Origin of the sequence: Clostridium brassicae, from assembly GCF_026738875.1 — a bacterium.
GTDB classification, from domain to species: domain Bacteria; phylum Bacillota; class Clostridia; order Clostridiales; family Clostridiaceae; genus Clostridium_H; species Clostridium_H brassicae.
The window spans coordinates 56309-76678 of record NZ_JAPQFJ010000012.1 but is presented as its reverse complement, the minus strand read 5'-3'; the positions used below and the strand labels follow the sequence as shown (position 1 = coordinate 76678).

The following is a 20370-nucleotide window of genomic DNA, read 5'->3' as shown; positions in this document are numbered from 1 at the left end:
AAATAAATAAGATTAGTCATTTTAGATGGAGTTTTTATTTTATCTGAAGCTTAAAAAATACTATCCAAAGTGGTAGTGCCACTTAACTAATAGTCTACATTTGTGGAATTATTAGTGTTTCAGACATGGATAAATAATAGGAATGAAGGGGATGAGGATGAGAGAAGTAGTTTTATATGGATTAAAAGAATATACAGAAGCTATAACTAGTCTAATTGAAGAATTGGATTTATGGAAAGAGGAATTTGACATAAAGTTAATCCTTACTGAAGCTTTGACTAATGCTTTTAAACATGGGAATGGAGGTGATTCTTCAAAACCAATATGCTTAAAATATATTTATTTAGACAAGTGTCTTAAAATACAAGTTGAAGATAGTGGACAAAATCAAGACTTTATAGAAATACCAGATACTATTTCAGAAGAGAGTATTTTAGAAGCAACAGGAAGAGGTCTTTTTATAATAAACTCTTTAGCTGATAAAGTAGAATTTGAGAATAGTACACTAACCATATGGAAAAAAATACAAAATGATTAAGTAGGTATTTTAAACAAATAAACTTGCGATAAAGGAGGCATAAACAAGATATGAAGAGCTTAAAAACTAAAATTATAGTATTATTATTTACCCTTATATCTATCCCTTTAATTTTATTAGGTGGAATCTCCTATTTAAAAACTTCAAATTCTATTCAAAAAGTTACAGAAGATAATTTAAAAGAAGTATCTTCAAAAACAGCTGATGTCATAAATGAAAAAACTTATTCAGCCAGGGATTTTATTAAGATTATTAGTGTAAATCCTAAATTAGCTGAAGGATGTTTAAGTGCTAATAATTTAGCTTTAAAACAAGAAGCACATGAGTTTTTAAAATCTGTAGGGAAACAAAATAAAAATATATTGAATTTATATTTGGTAGATTTAAATTGTAGAATTATATTAAGTAATGAGAATGTAAATGAAAATGTAGATTTAAGTAGTAGAAACTATGTAAAAGAGGCACTCCAAGGTAAAATTACTAATGGTGGAGTTGTTCTTAATATGAAAACGGGCAAGCCAGTAATATCAATTGCTGTACCTATGAAGTTAAATCATAAAATTGTTGGTGCATTAGTAGGAAGCATAGATTTTGCTGATATTTCTGAATATGTAAAGAATATAAAAGTTGGAGAAGGGGGATATATGTACATATTAGACCAATATGGTAAATTCTTATATCATCCTAATAAAGATAAGATTCTTAAGGACAGTATCCAAACGTCCGGGGAAATAGGAGAAATTTTTAATAAATTAGGTTCTTCAAAAGAAATAAGTGGTAGTTACAATTATGACGGAACTAAGAAATTTGGTCACTTTGAAAAAGCAGACGGAATGATATTGGGGATAACTGCTAATTACAATGAGTATATGGCTCCAGCATTGCAAATAAGAACTTTGACTATTATTCTTGCAACTTTATTTTTAATTATAGCTTCTATTATAGCTTATTTATTAGCTAAGAGAAATATAATTAATCCTATAATTCAATTAGAAAAATTAATGAAAGAAGCGGGAGAAGGCGATTTAACCGTTAAAGCTGAAATTAAGACAGGAGATGAAATAGAGGAACTAGGTGTTTCTTTTAACAGTATGATAGAGAATCAAAATGAAATTGTGAACAGCATAATAAAGGGTTCTGAGGAGTTGATGAAAGCTTCTGAAGAAATAGCAGCTTCAAGTGAAGAAATAAGTTCATCTACTGAAGAAATTACAGCTAGTATAGAGGAAGTGTCTATGGATGCTAGCAAACAAAATAAAATTATAGTAGAAACTTCAGAAGTATTAGTGCAACTATCTAGTTTGGTACAGCTTGCTCAGAATAAAGCTTTAGGAAGTGAATCTAACTCTGAAAATGCTAAAAGTGCAGCGGATGTAGGAAGAAATAAGGTTAATTTAACAGTAAAATCTATGGAGGATATAACTTTATCTACATCAAAAACAGCTGATATACTTAAAATTGTAGAAGAATTATCAAAGAAGGTAGAAGGGATAACTGAAACTATAAATGCAATAACAGAGCAAACGAATCTTTTAGCTTTAAATGCAGCTATAGAAGCAGCAAGGGCAGGAGAGCATGGAAAAGGTTTTGCTGTTGTTGCAGATGAAGTTAGAAAATTATCAGAAGAGTCAGGTAAGGGAGCCGCAGAAATCGGAACCTTAATCAAAGAAATGGTTAATGAAATAAGTAAAGCAGTAAATTCTATGGAGAGTAGTAAAAAAGTAGTGGAAAAGGGAGTACAGGTTGTAAATGAAACTGATGAAACTTTCTTGAAAATTATAGACGCTGTAGATAAGATATCTAAGGATATAAATAAAATAGTAGAAATAACTAGAGATGAAGTTGCAAGTTCTGAACAAATAATAGAACTTATAGATTCTGTTGCAACTATATCAGAAACTACAGCTTCCAATAGTAATCAAGTTGCAGTAGCTGCTGAGGAACAAGGTAAAGCAACAGAAACTTTAGCATCAATTGCGGAGGAATCTAACGCTATGGCTTTCGGTTTAGGAAAACTTGTAGAAAAGTTTAAGGTTTCTTAAAAAATATAAAGAATATATCTTTAAGTATGCTTATTTTAAAAACATTTATTTAAACCATTACATTAAGGAAATCGATCTTTAAAATAGAGAATTTTTTTAGTATTAAGACAAATTATATAATTGAATAAAATATTTAAATTTATATTGAATATTAAATTTTCTAATATAAAAATGTATTATATTTTGAGGGGATGAGAAATCATGGAAGAAATGTGTATAAATATACCTAAACATTTTGCAGTAGAAGAAGCAGGAGATTTTAGAGAAAAAATATATTTTTCAATTCAAGAAGGGAAAAAACATTTTGTTCTAGATTTTTCAGAATGTTTTTTTGTGGATAGTACAGGCCTTGGAGTCTTAGTTTCTGCATATAAAAAATGTAAGGAACTAAACGGGGAATTAATACTTAAAAATATTAATCCAGATGTTATGAGAGTGTTCAAATTAACAAGATTAGATAGTATTTTCAATATAATATAAGTTTGTTTTCCTATTAAATTTAATAATGTAAAAAGACACATTTTGTACTATTAGTAGTGCTAATGTATATTTTAAACTATGTGAAATCAACAATTTATTAAAATATAGCTAAATATAAAAACAAAAATGCCTTGTTTTATGATGAAAACAAGGCATTTACTTCATTTTCGTAACCATATTTTTTTAGAAACTCTATTATGGCTACTTCAAATATTTCTCTTTGGCTTATATTTTTTTCATTACTAAATTCTTTTATAAGTTCTGCTAGATTGTGAGACATACATAGTGATTTAGTAATAGTTATCCCTCCGACTACATAACGAGGAATGGTTCCTCCATTGTTAATAGAGAGAATTTCTGCTATTTTGTCTTTGTTTCTCTCAATCATTTCAAACATAGGTGTAAGTCTTTCTAATTTTTCTGCAGTGGAAAGGGTATCTAGTTTATGATTTTGCGATGGCATATATGAATTAAATATTTCAGGTTCCATTTTATCTTCAAATTCTATTTCATTCTCTACAAATTCTGGCTTTGAACATTCTCCTTTTAGTAAAGAATAGTTTTGTTTTTCGCTAGACCATACATAACCTTTATTTTTCATATAAAGGGCCATAGCTCTATGGTCTTTCATACCTACTTTTTTTGCAACTTCCATAGGTTCATATCCAGCTTCGAATAAAGAAATTATCTTTTCTACTTTAAAGGGAGAAGAAGATATATCATCTTTAAAATCATTTTCTGGTTTAGAAACATAATTTTGTTTATGAGGATTCCATAAATATCCGCGTCTTCTCATAAACATATCTAATGTTCTATAGTTTTTATGATTAAATTCTTTTGCTAAATCGTCTCTGGTTTTGCCACAAAACAAACTTTTTATTATATATTTATCATCGTATACAGCTTTTATGTTTGCGGCTATTTCGTCTCTTGAAGCATCTTCTATATAATGAGACACAAATTTCACTCCTTTTCTTTAGTTGCCATTTAAAGGTCTGTTTTAATAAATGTGAAAATCCCAATAATCACAAAAGGTTTATTGATCTATCAAGGTCTTCCATATTAGCATGAGTGTATATGGAAGTTACTTTTAAATTAGAGTGACCTAATAGTTTTTGAACATAAACTAAATTAACTCCGTTTTTTATGAGATTAGATGCAAAACTATGTCGAAGTATATGGGCTGTAACATGTTTTTTCCATCCTAAGTTTTTTACTGTATCTCTCAAAACAGAGTTTACATAAGTTGAACTTAGGTGCCCAGTTTTTTTAGTTGCAAATAAATAATCACTGTCTATATCTTCTCTTTCATGGTTTATATAGGTTTCGAGAATAGGAAGAAGATTTTGATTTATAGGTATATCTCTATTTTTATTACCTTTTCCTCCTATAACGTGTATAACCTTATTTTTTATATCTAGATCATCTAATTTTAAATTTAAACATTCACTTATTCTAAGGCCTGTGTAGTAGAGGGTTTTTATGACCAATTTTATTAAAGGATGTTCTACTGCGTCCATTAATTGAAAGGCCTCTTCTGTTGATAGGTAAGTACGTTCTTTTTTTTGGATTTTAATTGGTTCTACTGCTACAGCTAAGTTGAACTTACACATTTTATTTTTATATGTATAGTTCCAAAAAGAACGAAGAGTGTAGAGGTTTCTACTTCTTGTGGAAGTTTGAAGATTTCTCTCTTTTAAATGATAAAGATAATCTTCTATATCCGTTACTTGTACCTCATTTAAATATAAGGGGCAATTGTATTTTTTTTCAAGAAACTCATCGAAATTAGCAAGATCTATAGAATAAGATCTTATTGTTTCTTTACTTTTATCTGTCATTACAAGGTAATGAATAAATTTTTCCATAGCTTCTTTAAGCAGCAATTTTATTGCTCCTTTCTTTCAACAATTATATAATTAAGTTTATTTCGTTATTATGTAAAGTTATGGTTTTGTGCCATTATAATATCAAGATTTCTTTTAAATGTCAAAACATAACATACCTATTTTTTCTGCATTAACTATATTTTTTCACAAATAATGCTCACTTATTCACTAATTTTTAAATTCAGGTAAAAAATAAAAAAAACGACAAAAGATAACAGTAGATTATATTAAATGGAAAAAATAATTTTTAAAATTAAATTATAATAAAATACACATAAACTATGTGAAAATATAATTGTAGTAATAAAGAGCTTTTTCATTAATTAAATAATGTGTTGGTATGTAAAATTATAACAATATATTTATAAGGATTTATGAAATTTTATAAGTATATTTCTAATTTCAACAAAGCTAGATGTGGTTATATTGTAAATATATTGTTTACTTGTAATTTATATTAGTAAAAAGTAAAATAAATGTATAAAAGTGTGTAAGAAAGGGCTTTATAAGATAAGGACAATATAATAATAAACCAGATTATTTTAGGATTGCTATTATAAAAATTTCAGATTAAGCAGCTTTAATTATTTAAGAGGACATTTAAGTAACAAGATTTTGATTAAAGATTCGAATATAGTTATAGATAAAACAAACTATTTAAGGAGAATAAAATCTTAAAATTTACTAATGAAGCTTTAGTAATAAAGGGAAATAACAATTTTTAGGAGGAAGATATGAAACAAGAGAAGAATTTAATAAAAAAACTTATGGGAAAATGGGGACAGGTCACCACAACTTTTGTAACTGCATTTTTACTTATTTTTAATTTTTCATTTGTAAGTGTTTCTGCAGGAGAACTTAATGAAGGAGCTATCATACAGCAGACATATAAACAAATTCATAAGTTAGAAAGAGTAAAGGGACCTAATATTGTTGATGGAGAGAGTTCTAATATTAAGTTAGTGGGAGAAGAAAATACATCTTTAAATAATGATATTTATGCCTTAGAAGAAGTAAAGTATATACTAAGTAATTATTATTTACATGATGTATCTGACAAAGTTCAGAACGCTAATTCTATAGATGAATTAATAAAATCTTTACAAGATCCTTATACATCTTACTTTACTAAACAAGAGTATGATGACTTTGTAAATGGAATAGATAATAAATTCTATGGAATAGGTATATATATGGATATGGTAGAAGAAGGATTAAAAGTTGTATCAACCGTAGAAAATTCACCAGCACAAGAGGTAGGTCTTAAAGCAGGAGATATAATAGTTAAAATAGGAGATTTAATAGTAAAAGGAAAGACACAAGAAGAAATTTCAAATTCTTTAAGAGGAGAAGCAGGTACTACGGTAAACTTGGAAGTAAAAAGAGAAAATCAAATTTTGAATTTAGAAGTGACAAGAAAAGCTATATCAACACCAACTGTTTTAGGAAATGTCTTAAAGGGAAAGATAGGATATGTAAGAATTTCTTCTTTTGGTGAAAACACAGGAAAAGAATTTAAGAATGTTTTAAATGATTTAGAAAGTAAGGATGTAGAAAGCTATATTGTGGATTTAAGGTTTAATGGAGGAGGATATATAACATCTGCTCTTGATATAGGAGGATATTTTGTAGGAGAAAATCCTGTAGTATTAATGGAAAATAAACAAGGAGTTGTAGATTCTCATAATGGATATAAACAAGATAAAATTGTGCAGAAACCTGTAATATTCCTTATTAATGAATACAGTGCTAGTGCTTCAGAAATATTATCTGCAGCAGTAAAAGACTACGGAAAAGCATTTTTTATGGGAAAAACTACTTTTGGAAAAGGCGTTGCTCAAAGTATGATTCCTTTAAGTAGCGGAGGTGTTTTAAAATTTACAACACATGAATTTTTCTCACCAAAGGGAAATAAAATTCATCATAAAGGGATTACCCCAGACTTTGAAGTTGATAATGAAGAAGATGTGTTGGACACAGCAAGACTTCTTTTAGATGATAGTAATGGAGAAAAAATATCGAAGATTAAGAGTAAAAAACTTAATGAAATAATTAAGAAATCAGGGGAGAAAATTATAAAAGTAAAATTCAATAAAGAGTTAGATGTAAATACTGTTAAAGAGCAAAATATAGAATTAGTAGCACAAGGAGTAGGAGAAAATATTCCAATTAACCTTAAAGTAGATAAATCTAATATAGTTGTTACATCAAGTAAAGATTTTGAAAATGGAAAAAACTATTATCTTCTTGTAAATGATAAGATAAAAAGCAAAGATGGGAGAAGCTTAACTGCAGGAGAAGTAGTTAAAATAGTAGTTAATCAGTAATTAACTATTAGTGATTAAAGTAATTCCAATAATATATTAGGAAGTCATAGATGAGTCAGTAATTTAGTGTTACTGGCTCTTTTATATTCTTAAATAATTAGAAAATAGTGAAATTAGTTTATAAAATGCACAAATTAAATAATATAATTTGTATGTAAAAATCAATTAAATGTTATAATTTACAAAAAAACCATATATGATAGTAGTGAAGGATAATAGTGAGAACAAGACAAGTAAAAATTAAAATTATAAATATGGGTTAAAGTTAGGTATTTGAGAAGAAGGGTAAGTTATAAGAAGAACAAATCAAACAATAGGATATTAATAATTAATTTTAAAAGTGAGGGGTATAAATATAAATGAATTCATGGAAGGATAAAACCAAGGATTTATTTCAAAAATTCAGTGTTCTTATGAAGAATAATAGATATTTATGGGGGGTACTAATTGCAGCCTCATTAGGAATTGTTTTCTACTTAAGTTATAGGGTTACTTTGAAAAATATACTATTAAATAAGTAACTGTTTACTATATGAATAATGTGAGGGGAATTTTCATATTATAATGTATAAATTTATACATTATAAGGGGAATGTTATATGACCATGTATTCACTTTTTTTTATAGCTTTAGCCCTCGCATTAGATGCATTTGGAGTTGCTTTGAGTATAGGGATAAATAAGGGAATAAGATTTAAGAATAAGCTATATTTTTCTATATCATTTGGATTTTTTCAATTTTTTTTCTCTTTTATAGGAGCTTATGCAGGAGTTCTATTTAATAAATATATATTTACCTTTCCTAATATAATTGGAGGAGTTATAATAGCTATTGTTGGAATATTTATGCTTAAAGAAGGTATGGATGAGAAAGAGGAAAATATTCTATTAGAAAAGAAAATGTATTTTATACTAGGCATGTCTGTTAGTATAGATGCAGCTGTTATAGGATTTACTATTTTAAACAATATAGCTAACAATTTAATATTATCGCTAAATACTATTTTTATAGGAATTGTATCATTTATCATGTCTGGAGTAGCTTTTTTCATTGCCAAATATCTTAGAAAAATCAAAGTTATAGCAAAGTATGCTGATTATGTTGGTGGAGCGATTCTAATACTATTTGGATTAAAAATGATATTTTTCTAGTTGTTGTGATTAAGAAGATTCAATGTGGATATACTCCTAAATAAACATATAGTTTATTGGAGGAATATGTATGAATAAGGTTATGTTTATTGGTAGAATAACAAAGGATGTTGAACTAAAACATATAAAGGAAAATGATAAATATGTCACTAATTTTACTATAGCTGTAGAAAGACCCTTTACCAATTTAAAAGGGGATAGAATAGTAGACTTTATACCTATAGTAGCTTGGGATAAAAATGCAGAAAATATTGCTAAATATACTAAGAAGGGAAGCTTGATAAGTGTAATAGGAAGGCTTCAAATGACTTCTTTTGAAGGTAAGGATGGAGTAAGAAAATATCTAAGTCAAGTGGTTGCTCAGGAAGTACAGTTTTTACAATGGAGAAAAGACGATAAAAAAGAGGAAAATAAAGAAGAAAATAAAGAAGAAAATAAAGAAAAAGAAGCAATTTAAGTTATAGTTACATATGTATATAGAATTCAATTGGTACAGTGTTAAGCTGTACCATATTTTTGTTTTAAATTTTATCACAACAGAGAAAACTATGTTATAATTGTGATGAGTTATATTTGGAAATAATATTGGTGTTAATATACAAATATAACTCATTATTAAATTAGGCATGTTTTGATAAACTACTGATTTAGCATAATTTAATAAATATAAATAAGGTAATTAAGAAGAGATTTGAATAAATATGAAAAAATCAGCATTTAATTAAATAGAGATTGTCATAGGTGATATTATGGATGTAGAAAAAACTTTAAAAGAAAATAAAATGAGAGTTACTAAGAATAGAATATCTATTTTGAAAATTTTAGATGAAAGTGATACAGGTGTTACAGCAGAGTATATTTTTAAAGAAGTTAGAGAAAAAAAAGAAAAAATAGATCTATCTACTATATACAGGACTTTAGAAATTTTATATGAAAAAGATATTTTAAATAAATTTGATATAGGCGAAGGAAGGTATAATTATATTTTAAAAAATAAGTGTCATAAGCATACTATATGTTGTCACCTATGTCATAAAAAAATACAAATAGACTGTCCCTTATTTCAAGTTGAAGAAATAATAAAAAGTAAAACAGGATTTACCTTTGTAGAAAAAGAGATAAAACTTAAATGCATTTGTGAAGAATGTAGAGAAAATGAAACTTTAGATAATGTAAATAGTAAAGAAGAATGGGAAATATTAAAGTCAGAGTAGTTACTATTAATTAGGTAGGTACAATTAAATGAATTAGTGAGCAAATACTAGTAATTAATTATGATTTATTAGTTTACAAAATAATCATAAAATTTTATTTAATTATTAAAGATTAGCTGATAAAATAAATTATTAGACAAAAGATGAAAAATTTGGTTGCAAAAGTTATAGATTAAACACTATGTGTTATTAAAAATCAGTAAAACATGAAAAAATAGTATTGCAAAATTATGAGAAAGAGGGTATTAAGATGGAGTTTTCATCATTAGTGTTAATGGAAGTAGATAAAGATAATAAATTTATAAGAGAGATTGGAAGCTATGAAGTAAGTGAGGGAGCAGAATATATTACAAAATTTTTTTGTAAGGAAGGAAAGATAAACTTATATTTTGATACAGGAAAAGATGTAGAAGAGTGGGAATATAGCGCTATATATGATTTATTTGATTTAAAAACGTTTGAAGAAAAAGGATATAAAATCGAAGAAAAGGATGATGAATATAATCCAACATGGATTGTAGAATTTGACTATATTGAAGAACATATGGAAATGGTAGAAAAATTAAGAGAAATATGTAATATTATACATTTAGAGGTAAAGAAATCCTTTGAAGAGTCCGAAAATAAGAAAGAGGATTATGTTTAAATGAAGCTTTTCACAAGAAAAGCTTCATTGTTTCAAATAAGGAGATTCATGGCAAAATAAGGATAGTAGAATTTTATTATATTGAAGATTGGAGAGGATAGTGTGAATGCAGTTAAAGATCTTAAAAACAGAGAGGAGATATCAAAGCAATATAAATGGGATATAAGTAAAGTATATACTAGTATAGAACAATGGGAAGCTGACTTTGAATTGCTAAAAAAAGAAGCCTTAAAACTTAAAGAATATAAAGGAAAATTAAATGAAGGAAAAGAGCTTCTTGCATTTTTAAAGCTGGATGAAGAAATTTCAAGATTAGCAGATAAACTTGCAGTATATGCTTTTTTAAGATCAGATGAAGATACTACTAATACTATTTTTCAAGCTTTAAAAAATAAGATAGAGTCTTATTTAGCAGAACTTATGGCTGTAAGTTCATTTTTTGTCCCAGAAATTCTATCTTATGATGAAGGAACTATTGAAAAAGCTATTCAAGAAGTGCCAGAACTTAATATGTACAAATTTATGCTTGAAAAAATATTAAAAAAGAAACCTCACACTTTGAGTAGTGAAATGGAGGAGCTTTTAGCTTCAGTTTCAGATTGTTTAAATGCACCAGGAAATATTTTTGGAATGCTTACTAATGCAGATTTAACATTCCCTAATATAAGAGATGAAGAAGGAAAAGAAGTTGTACTTACAGAAGGAAGTTATTCTAAATATATAAAATCAAAAGATAGAAAAGTCAGAGAAGATGCTTTTAAAGCTTTATTTGGGACTTATGAAAAGTACAAAAATACTTTAGCAACATCATTGACATCATCCATTAAGAATTTTTCTTTTGTAGCAAAAACTCGTAAATACAACAATTCACTGAAAAGTTCTTTAGAGCCAAATGACATTCCCGAATCAGTGTACGATAGTGCTATAGAAACCATAAATAAAAATATAGAAAGTCTCCATAGATATGTTAGGATAAAGAAAAAGTTATTGGGATTAAATGAAATTCATATGTATGATCTTTATGTTCCAGTGATAGATACTCCTAAAACTAATATAGAATTTGAAGAAGGAGTTAAAATAGTAAAAAATGCGTTAAAACCCCTTGGAGAAGAATACCTTGAGATTTTCAGTGAAGGAATAGATAACAAATGGATAGATATTTATCAAAATAAAGGAAAAAGAAGTGGAGCCTATTCTTGGGGGTGTTATGATACTATGCCTTATGTGCTTTTAAATTATAACAATGAACTTAATGATGTATCTACTCTTGCTCACGAAATGGGTCATTCTATACATTCATATTATTCAAGAAGAGAGCAACCTTATATTTATGCACAGTATACTTTGTTTTGTGCGGAGGTAGCATCAACTGTTAATGAATGTCTTCTTATAAATTACTTAATAGAAAATGAAAAGGATGAACGAAAAAGACTTTATCTTATAAATACTCAATTAGAACAAATAAGAACTACTGTTTTTAGACAAATTATGTTTGCTGAATTTGAAAAAATTACTCATGAGAAAATTGACAAGGGTGAACCATTAACATCAAAAGATTTATGCAGTATATATCATGAACTTAATATAAGATACTTTGGTAAAGATATGATCATAGATAAAGAAATAGATATGGAATGGTCTAGAATTCCACATTTTTATAGTGATTTTTATGTGTATCAGTATGCTACAGGGTATTCTGCTGCTAATTCTTTTGTTAAGAGTATTTTAGCTTTAGGAGATAAATCTGTAGAAAAATATAAAGGTTTCTTAAAAAGTGGTGGCTCTGATTATCCTATAAATATTTTAAAAAATGCTGGGGTTGATATGGCAACTTCTAAACCAATAGAGGACACTATAGATAGATTTAATGAACTTTTGGATATGTTGGAAAATACTCTTTAAAATTAGATTATAAAGAGTAAGGGGGGGTATGACATGAGGCTTGAATTCATAAATAGAGTTAAAGAAAATGATATTCTTGGAAAAAACATCCTCACCAACGATGGAAATATACTCTTAAGAGCTGGCATTAAGTTGACTAATAAATATATATCAAAGCTACGAGAACTTGGAGTACTCTATGTATACGTAGAAGATGAAAGGTTAAACGATGTTATGGTAGAGGATGAAAGACTTCTAAAGATAAAGCAAATATATATGAAAAGCATGTCAAATATAGTCAAAAGTTTAAATATGGAACATAGGGTAGAAACAAGAGATTCCCTTAGAGTTGTAGAGAACTTAGTTGAGTATATAATTGATTGTGGAGATGTTGATAAAAGTTTAACTGATATAAAAACTTATGATAATTATACTTATGTACATTGTATAGATACTTGCATAATGGCAACTTTTCTTGGAATTTCGATGAATTATAGTGAAAGCGAACTTAAGGAATTAGCTATTGGTGCAGTTCTTCATGATATAGGAAAAACTAAGGTTCCTTATAAAATTATAAATAAAAGAGAACCTCTTACAAAAGAAGAAATGCAAGAGATAAGAAATCATCCTATTTATGGAAAAGAAATATTGGAAAAGAATATGCAGATTTCTATGGATATAATTAAAGCTGTAGAACAACATCATGAAAGAGTTGATGGAAGTGGATATCCAAATGGGTTAAAAGGATATGAAATTTCTAGATTTGCGAGAATAGTATCTATATGTGATGTTTATGATGCTGTAAGTAATAATAGAGTTTATAGAAAAAAGATGCCACCTAATGAAGCTTATGAACTTATTTTAGGTGGAAGTGGTACTTTATTTGATGAGGAGATTGTAAAAAACTTTAAGAACATTTTTGCTATATATCCTTTAGGGTGTTGTGTGAAACTTTCAAATAATATAGAAGGATATGTAATAAAGCAAAATAAAGGATTTCCAGATAGACCCGTCATAAGAGTTCTTTATAATAGTATGACTAGAGAGCCTATATCTTTTTATGAAATTGATTTGTTAAAACACTTAGACATAGTAATTGAAGGCATAGTATAGGATATGTTTCAAGACAGTTTTATTTTACATAGTTTATATTAAATTGATAGGTTATTAAATGATTTATAATTAAAAAGCATTTAATAACCTAGTTAAAATTTAGGGCTTCTAAGAATTAATCGTTTGTATAAGTCTATTAAATTAGATTTAAAAATAATATAATATCAAAAAAAGAAGAAGAGTGCTGAGTAGAGTCTGAATAAAAGTTTTAAAATCAACATAGATTAAAAACGTAGCCTCTTATTTTTAAAAGTCGGAGGATGTTATGAAAAGAGAGGATTTTCAAAAGTTTCTTATAAAAAAGCTTTCAGATAATTACATGTATCATATTACAGAGATTTATTCAAAAGATAATACAGAAAGTTTTTGGGGGCTAGAAAAAAGGATAAATGAAAGAAATATATGTTTAGTTTTCTTGAATAAAGATAATATTAATAATGTGGAAGAACAAAAATACGATGGATTTATAAAAATACTTATTCTGGAAGATGTAGATGTAAGAACTCCGCTTACAGTAAGAAATGAAGAGATAAATAATGTAATAATACTTGATAAAGAGAAAAATAGTATTGTTTATTGTCCACAGGAATTAAGTGAAATAGGGGGACAAATATATAGCATACTTAATTATAGATTAGAAATAGAGAAAAGGAAAAAGGATAAGTCTTTTATAACTAATTTATTAATAGGAATAAATATAGTTTTATATATAATAACGGCTGTTCTTTCTAAGAATATTTTCGATAGCGATATAAGGGTACTAGTGTTTTTGGGAGCTAAGGTTAATGAGCTTATAAGCCAAGGTGAATACTATAGATTGTTTACAGCTATGTTTCTTCATGGAGGACTCATGCACCTTGTATTAAATATGTATGCTTTATATGCTTTAGGACCATTGGTTGAAAAGGTATATGGAAAAATAAAATATTTGATTATATATTTCATAGCTGGGATGATTTCTTCTGTTTTTAGTTACCTATTTTCAAGTGGAGTTTCTATAGGGGCATCAGGAGCTATTTTTGGACTTCTTGGAGCTTCTTTAATCTTTGGAGTTAAGATGAGGGATAAGGTTGGAAAAGGAATGGTTAGAAATATAATTTATGTTATTGGAATAAATGTATTTATTGGAGTAGCTATGCCTAATATAGATAACTTTGGACATATGGGAGGACTGATTGGAGGAATTATAATATCATTTATATTATGGAAAGACAATATGTTTAATTAATAAAAAATAAGTGATTTTAAATAAGTTGACTTATAGATTAAGTTATACGGAGACATATTAAATAAGCACATGAATTTTATCATTTACTAAATTAAAAATCTATCTTTTCGCAAATTTTAAAAGAAATTAATATATTAAGGATAAATAATATATTGTATTAAGAGAGACATGAATATATAATTATATTATTATTCTTTCATTGTAGGAGGATAGCATGAAGAAGAACATACCCGAAATAAATGGAATTTTAAGAAGTAATATGATTAAAGTACCTGAAGCTATAAGAGAAGCAAGTGGAATAATAGTTTTAGGAAAAAGAATTAAATCTTTAGTTTTTAGTACGGATGTAGCTGTCATAAGAAATACTAATGCAGATGCAATAATGGCGGTATACCCTTTTACTCCCCAACCAGTTATAACGCAGGCACTTATGATCGGTTCAGATAAGCCTGTTTTTTGTGGCGTTGGCGGTGGAATAACTACAGGTAAGAGAGTTGTAAACTTGGCTCTTGATGCTGAATTTAAAGGGTGTTTTGGAATAGTACTGAATAATCCAACATCAAATCAAGTTGTTGCAAGGGTTAGAAAAACTATAGACATTCCTGTTATAATTACAATAGTATCTGAGAAAGAAGATATTCAAGCAAGGATAGATGCGGGAGCTGATATTTTAAATGTTTCTGGTGGAAAAGATACTGCTAAAATAGTAAGAATGATAAGAGAACAGCTTCCAAGAATACCTATAATAGCTACTGGTGGACCAACTGATGAAAGTATTAGAGAAACTATAGAAGCAGGAGCAAATGCTATTACATATACTCCACAAACGACAGGAGACATTTTTGCTACAATTATGGATAGATATAGAGAATCTTATGATCAGCTTGGAAAGTTAGGACCTCATATAGGACTTATTAAATAAGACTTACTACAATAATATTGCAGTGCAATATTATTGTAGAGATTAGCGAATAGTAAAGGAGGGATTTCCTCCTAGTGTCAGAAAATCTTTGAATTAAGTAAAAGAATAAGCTCATAATGAAAAATTAAATTTTCATTATGAGCTTTGTTGTTAATCTAAATAAAAGAGCTAGTAAGCTCTTAAAAGCGGTAGCTTATGGGAGTCACCTCTTAACTTAAGATTAAAAGATAGTTGCTATAAAATACTGAATAAACATACATACTACCACTGAAAGTCTGAAAAACGGTTTAGTTTAAAGATTTTATGACTTCAGGAGGAAAAATCATACTTTAGTATTCCTCTTCTCCTAAATATGAATGTTAGACTATATTAACTATAAAAAATCTATTTATATGCCGTTATTCATTACATCGCAACATTTTTCTATTATGCAAATCATTAATTTAATAATCTATTTATATCTGAGTCATATATGGTTTCTTTTTCTATCAATTCTTGAGAAAGTTGATCTAAATAGAATTTATTCTCATATAGTAGATTTTTTACTTCCTTATAAAGTTCATCAATTGTAGTTTTGCATTCATTTACAATATCAATTTTATTGGACTTAGATACTTCGCCCATTTCTGATAGAGTTAGCAGACCTAAGGAATGTCCCATTCCATAGGCAGTTACCATACTTCTTATTATATTTGTAGAGTTTTTTAAGTCACTATAAGCACCAGTAGTAATTTTGTCTTTTCCAAAAATTATTTCCTCGGCAGCTCTTCCACCTAAAAGAACCATTATTCTTTTTTTCAAGTAGTCTTTATTTTGATACATTTGGTCTTGAGGAATACTTAAGGTATATCCACCAGCTCCATTAGTGCTAGGAATAATAGTAACCTTTGAAACTTTTTCTTCAGGAAGTACTTTTGCAGATATAAGAGCATGTCCAGCTTCATGATAAGCAGTGATTTTTTTATCAGATTCTTTTATGTGCTCTCTATTTAATTTTTCATATCCAGCTAAAACAATAGAATAAGCTTTGTCAAAATGTATATTTTTTATATTTTCACTATTTTCTTTACAAGCAAGTATTGCAGCTTCATTAACTAAATGTTCTAGTTTTGCTCCGGAAAATAAAGATGTTTTTTGTGCCAATTCTTTTACATCTATATTTTTAGCAGGTTTATTTTTTAAATGCAAGGATAGTATTTTTTCTCTTGCTGATACATCTGGAAGGGAAATTTCTATATGTCTATCAAATCTTCCAGGTCTTAATAAAGCGGTATCAAGCATGTCTAATCTATTAGTAGCAGCCATAACAACAATACCTTCTTTTTCATTAAAACCTGACATTTCTGTTAAAAGAGCATTTAAAGTTTGATCTCTTTCATCAGAACCCCCTGTGGTTTTAGAACTGTCCCTTTTTTTCCCTATAGCATCAATTTCATCTATAAATATTACAGCTTTGCCATGAGCTTTAGCTTTTTTAAATAATTGTCTTATTCTACTAGCCCCAACTCCCACATATACTTGAATAAAGTCTGAACCGGACATAGCATAAAAAGGGACACCTGCCTCACCAGCAACAGCTTTTGCAAGAAGTGTTTTACCTGTCCCAGGTTCACCATAAAGAATTATACCTTTAGGCATACGAGCACCATAAGAAGCATATTTCTCAGGGTTTTTTAGAAAGTCTACAATATCTTTTACACTTTCCTTTGCTTCTTCATTTCCTGCAACATTTTGAAAGTTATATCCTATATCTTCTACGGCACTTGCATCAAGAGAATCTACTGATCTCATGCTTTTAGAAGTCACTTTAGAATTTTTTACAGCAAGAAAGATAAAAGATCCAATAGAAGCAACCAATAAAACAAAAGGAAGCACTTCAAAAGGGCTTGCATAAGATTGTTCTGCAACCTTTACTCCTTTTTGAAGCATAGTTTCTTTGAATTTATCACTTCTAGGATTATCAGTTTCGTATATTTTTCCATCTTTGGTTTTCACCTTAAGTTTTGGGGAATCTGTATAATAAACTACAGATATCTTGTTTGAATTTACATCGTTTAAAAAATCTTTATACTCTTTTGAACCCTTTGGTTGATAAGCTATGCCTGTTGTAATTATTAATATAATGGATAGTAAAGTAGTCAATATTGGAAGTAAAAGGTATTTGTTTTTTATTTTATTCACGTTATCACCCTTTCTAGATTTATACCACAGCTACCCTACAAGTAACTTAATAAGATCACTAGTAATAATAATTTCCATTTCTAAGCATAATTATTATGTCAACTTGATTCAAATTATAATAAATTTATGAGTTTATGTCCAATGAAAATCATAAATTTTTCTAATGTAATTTATGTAAAAGTAGGAACGGTTCTTATTAGTAACCAATAGCCAGTAATTAGTTTCTAATGATTAGATAAGCTTATAAAATTATAAAATAAGGGACGATTCTTAAAAATAGGCTTAATAATTAAGGTGAATTTGGGGGGAGCTAGAGGTGCTTCTTGTTAAAATACTTACTACATTAATAAGGGATTTACATTATTTAGGAAGTTGCGAATGTTTTATTTGTAAGTCATTAAGAGTGATTAAGTGGAAAGCTTTGATAAATGTTGTTTTAGGGCAATTTATTGTGTATACTTTAGATATATTGTTAAATAATTCAATATAATAATTAATTACTACTTAAATGTATTTTTAATTGGACAAGGGGGCAAAAATGAATATTTCTAATATAAAGGTTAAACTAACAGAAAAAGATTTAATAGGAATGATAGATGAAAATTTAAAAATAGATGGTTTCAAAATTGATGAAATTAATATAAAAAATTTTCTACAGATAAGAGGACATTATAACAAAGGCTTAAAAATAAATTTTTTAGCTTCTCTTTATTTAAAAGGTATAGAGAATAATATATTGAAGTTAGGACTTGCAAATATAAAACTAGGGAAAATACCTATATGGTCAAAGCTTGTTAATTTTGCTTTAAGAAAGGTTTTGAAAAAATTTCAGTTTATGGGTATAAGTTTAAAGGATGAGGTTGTATGTTTAGATTTCTATAAGCTTTTAAAGTATATACCTGCTGTAGAATTTATATTGAAAGATATAGTTTTATTTAAAGAATATATGGAAGTTGAAGTTGAAAACTTGGTTTATATAGAAGGTAAGAAGGCATTATCTTTAGAAGAAATAAAAAATGAAATAAAGAATGATATAAAGAGTGATATTGATAATAATAAATCTATATTTAATGAAAAAAAGACTTGTGAAGATGAAATTTATAATATAAATAAAACTAAGGATGAATATTCTAAAGTAAGAGATAAAGCTAAGGACAAGCTACCAGAAGGGTGTGAAAAATATAAAGATTATATATTGTTGATTCCAGATATAGTAGCTTTGCTGTATAGAATTATGATAGATGAAAGAGTCAAAACTAAGACGAAAGTAGTTATTGGAGCTGCAATAACATATTTAGCTCTTCCTGTAGATATTATACCCGACTTTATACCTGTTATAGGGAAGATAGATGATATTGGAATAGTATTTTTGGCTTTGGATAAAATCATAGATGATATACCAGAAAATATTATTTTAGAACATTGGCAAGGAAAGGATGATATCATAATAAAAGCTAAAGAAATTAAAAAAGCATCTTTCAATATTATAGGAAGGCAGAAAACAATAAGCATTTTAAGTGGAGTGTTTGTTTTTTCTAAAAAAATTATACATAGAAGAAAAAATAAAAATAAAACAAAATAAATGAATTTAGTAAGTTTAGGAGTGGAAAGATGGCAAAAAAGAAATTATATGCTATAAAAGAGGGGTTTGATTTTGAAGACAATATTAAAATAGAAGATAAAATAGTAGATTCATGGGATAAATGTCTGAAATATGTTAAGGGTGTTAAAGGCGCAAAATATAAGAGCTTTACTTCTTTAGAAGAAGCTGAAAACTATTTAGATATGGGAAGTTCTTTTTTGAAAAAAGATGAGGACAATTATCCAAAGGATAAGGTTCATGCATATGTAGATGGAAGTTTCAACCAAACCAGTGGAAAATATTCTTACGGTTTAGTTGTAGTAAAAGATGATGTAATACTTCATATTGAAAATGGTTGTGGCAAGGACGACTCTAATAAATCGATAAGGCAGATTGCAGGAGAATTAAAAGGTTCTATTAAGGCTTTAGAATACGCAGGATCTAATGATATTAAAGATTTAGTTATATTTCACGATTATGTAGGTGTTTGTTATCATGCCACAGGTTTTTGGCAGAGAAAAGAAGAGTCATCTAAAAAATATTATGAAGAGTTTAATTGGTTAACTAAGTCAAAAAATATAAATGTTACTTTTGTTAAAGTAGATAGCCATACTGGAGATTTATATAATGAGATTGTAGATGAATTTGCAAAAAAAGCAGTTAGTATACCTTTAAATGGTTCTACTAAAAAATTATTAAAGAATAGAAATTTAAAAGTAAAAACTGATGAACTAAAAAATATGATTATAGAATTAATAGGAGAAGATTTAGCTTCAAATATAATAGTAAAGAATGTTTAATATTTTAAAATTTGCACAACCTATTATATATAAAGCAGCTAATAAACAAAATTCTTAGTTTCAGGTGTTTTTGTTACAACTGAAGATTAGAAGCCGTTATCCAGGGTCGTAATTATTCTTTATTGCCATTAAAAATGAGAATATTAGAAGAAGTAGACATCGGATAAACAGGATTCTTGATTTCAGATGTTTTTGTTACAACTGAAAATTAGAAGCCGTTATCCAGGGGCGTAGTTATTCTTTATTGTCATTAAAAATGAGAATATTAGAAGAAGTAGACATCGGATAAACAGGATTCTTGATTTCAGATGTTTTTGTTACAACTGAAAATTAGAAGCCGTTATCCAGGGGCGTAGTTATTCTTTATTGTCATTAA

The 20370-nt window shown here is 27.7% G+C and carries 19 protein-coding genes; 16 read left to right on the top strand and 3 right to left on the bottom strand.

Features of this window, described 5'->3' with window-relative positions; translation table 11 throughout:
* The first annotated feature begins 157 nt into the window (after nt 1–157).
* The 3 genes from OW729_RS12110 (at nt 158) to OW729_RS12100 (ending at nt 3060) form a co-directional block, all read left to right on the top strand.
* Nucleotides 158–538: an ATP-binding protein gene (locus OW729_RS12110; protein ID WP_268061782.1), complete on the top strand. Its 381-nt coding sequence runs from the start codon at nt 158–160 to the stop codon at nt 536–538.
* A 50-nt stretch (nt 539–588) separates the two neighbouring features.
* Nucleotides 589–2580: a methyl-accepting chemotaxis protein gene (locus tag OW729_RS12105; protein ID WP_268061781.1), complete on the top strand. Its 1992-nt coding sequence runs from the start codon at nt 589–591 to the stop codon at nt 2578–2580.
* Between the two features lie 201 nt (nt 2581–2781).
* Nucleotides 2782–3060, top strand: a complete 279-nt coding sequence (locus tag OW729_RS12100) for an STAS domain-containing protein (protein ID WP_268061780.1) — start codon at nt 2782–2784, stop codon at nt 3058–3060.
* A gap of 136 nt (nt 3061–3196) precedes the next feature.
* Here OW729_RS12100 and OW729_RS12095 read toward each other — a convergent pair whose 3' ends face one another.
* Nucleotides 3197–4018, bottom strand: coding sequence for a hypothetical protein (locus OW729_RS12095; protein ID WP_268061779.1), 822 nt, complete (start codon nt 4016–4018; stop codon nt 3197–3199).
* Nucleotides 4019–4085: 67 nt separating this feature from the next.
* Complete coding sequence (xerA, locus tag OW729_RS12090; protein ID WP_268061778.1) at nt 4086–4946, bottom strand: site-specific tyrosine recombinase/integron integrase; 861 nt, start codon at nt 4944–4946, stop codon at nt 4086–4088.
* A gap of 737 nt (nt 4947–5683) precedes the next feature.
* Here xerA and OW729_RS12085 point away from each other — a divergent pair.
* The 10 genes from OW729_RS12085 to OW729_RS12040 all read left to right on the top strand — a co-directional run bounded on the left by OW729_RS12085 (nt 5684) and on the right by OW729_RS12040 (nt 15431).
* Complete coding sequence (locus OW729_RS12085; RefSeq protein WP_268061777.1) at nt 5684–7276, top strand: S41 family peptidase; 1593 nt, start codon at nt 5684–5686, stop codon at nt 7274–7276.
* Nucleotides 7277–7635: 359 nt separating this feature from the next.
* The gene (locus OW729_RS12080) at nt 7636–7797 is read left to right on the top strand and encodes a hypothetical protein (RefSeq protein WP_268061776.1); all 162 of its coding nucleotides are present in this window, start codon (nt 7636–7638) and stop codon (nt 7795–7797) included.
* A gap of 78 nt (nt 7798–7875) precedes the next feature.
* The gene (locus OW729_RS12075) at nt 7876–8427 is read left to right on the top strand and encodes a manganese efflux pump MntP (protein ID WP_268061775.1); all 552 of its coding nucleotides are present in this window, start codon (nt 7876–7878) and stop codon (nt 8425–8427) included.
* Nucleotides 8428–8497: 70 nt separating this feature from the next.
* Nucleotides 8498–8884 carry a single-stranded DNA-binding protein gene (locus OW729_RS12070; RefSeq protein ID WP_268061774.1) on the top strand — a complete coding sequence of 129 codons (387 nt, stop codon included), beginning with the start codon at nt 8498–8500 and terminating at the stop codon, nt 8882–8884.
* Between the two features lie 292 nt (nt 8885–9176).
* Nucleotides 9177–9641 (top strand): Fur family transcriptional regulator, encoded by a 465-nt coding sequence (locus OW729_RS12065; protein ID WP_268061772.1) that lies wholly within the window; start codon nt 9177–9179, stop codon nt 9639–9641.
* A 250-nt stretch (nt 9642–9891) separates the two neighbouring features.
* Nucleotides 9892–10287, top strand: coding sequence for a DUF6762 family protein (locus OW729_RS12060; protein WP_268061771.1), 396 nt, complete (start codon nt 9892–9894; stop codon nt 10285–10287).
* A gap of 102 nt (nt 10288–10389) precedes the next feature.
* A complete protein-coding gene (gene pepF / locus OW729_RS12055; RefSeq protein WP_268061770.1) occupies nt 10390–12189 on the top strand; it encodes an oligoendopeptidase F in 1800 nt (599 codons plus the stop codon).
* Between the two features lie 33 nt (nt 12190–12222).
* Nucleotides 12223–13281 carry an HD-GYP domain-containing protein gene (locus OW729_RS12050; protein ID WP_268061769.1) on the top strand — a complete coding sequence of 353 codons (1059 nt, stop codon included), beginning with the start codon at nt 12223–12225 and terminating at the stop codon, nt 13279–13281.
* A gap of 265 nt (nt 13282–13546) precedes the next feature.
* Entirely contained in the window at nt 13547–14509 is a 963-nt protein-coding gene (locus OW729_RS12045; protein WP_268061768.1) for a rhomboid family intramembrane serine protease, read from the top strand.
* Between the two features lie 214 nt (nt 14510–14723).
* Nucleotides 14724–15431, top strand: a complete 708-nt coding sequence (locus tag OW729_RS12040; RefSeq protein WP_268061767.1) for a beta/alpha barrel domain-containing protein — start codon at nt 14724–14726, stop codon at nt 15429–15431.
* A 438-nt stretch (nt 15432–15869) separates the two neighbouring features.
* Here the strand turns inward: OW729_RS12040 and OW729_RS12035 are convergent, their stop codons facing one another.
* On the bottom strand, nt 15870–17612 hold the full coding sequence (locus tag OW729_RS12035) for an ATP-dependent metallopeptidase FtsH/Yme1/Tma family protein (protein ID WP_268061766.1): 1743 nt from the start codon (nt 17610–17612) through the stop codon (nt 15870–15872).
* A 316-nt stretch (nt 17613–17928) separates the two neighbouring features.
* Here OW729_RS12035 and OW729_RS12030 point away from each other — a divergent pair, with 316 nt between their 5' ends.
* The 3 genes from OW729_RS12030 to OW729_RS12020 are packed head-to-tail and all read left to right on the top strand — an operon-like array spanning nt 17929 to nt 19994.
* Complete coding sequence (locus OW729_RS12030; RefSeq protein ID WP_268061765.1) at nt 17929–18102, top strand: hypothetical protein; 174 nt, start codon at nt 17929–17931, stop codon at nt 18100–18102.
* Between the two features lie 48 nt (nt 18103–18150).
* Nucleotides 18151–19194 carry a YkvA family protein gene (locus tag OW729_RS12025; RefSeq protein ID WP_268061764.1) on the top strand — a complete coding sequence of 348 codons (1044 nt, stop codon included), beginning with the start codon at nt 18151–18153 and terminating at the stop codon, nt 19192–19194.
* Between the two features lie 29 nt (nt 19195–19223).
* Nucleotides 19224–19994 carry a ribonuclease H family protein gene (locus tag OW729_RS12020; RefSeq protein ID WP_268061763.1) on the top strand — a complete coding sequence of 257 codons (771 nt, stop codon included), beginning with the start codon at nt 19224–19226 and terminating at the stop codon, nt 19992–19994.
* The last annotated feature ends 376 nt before the right edge of the window (nt 19995–20370 follow it).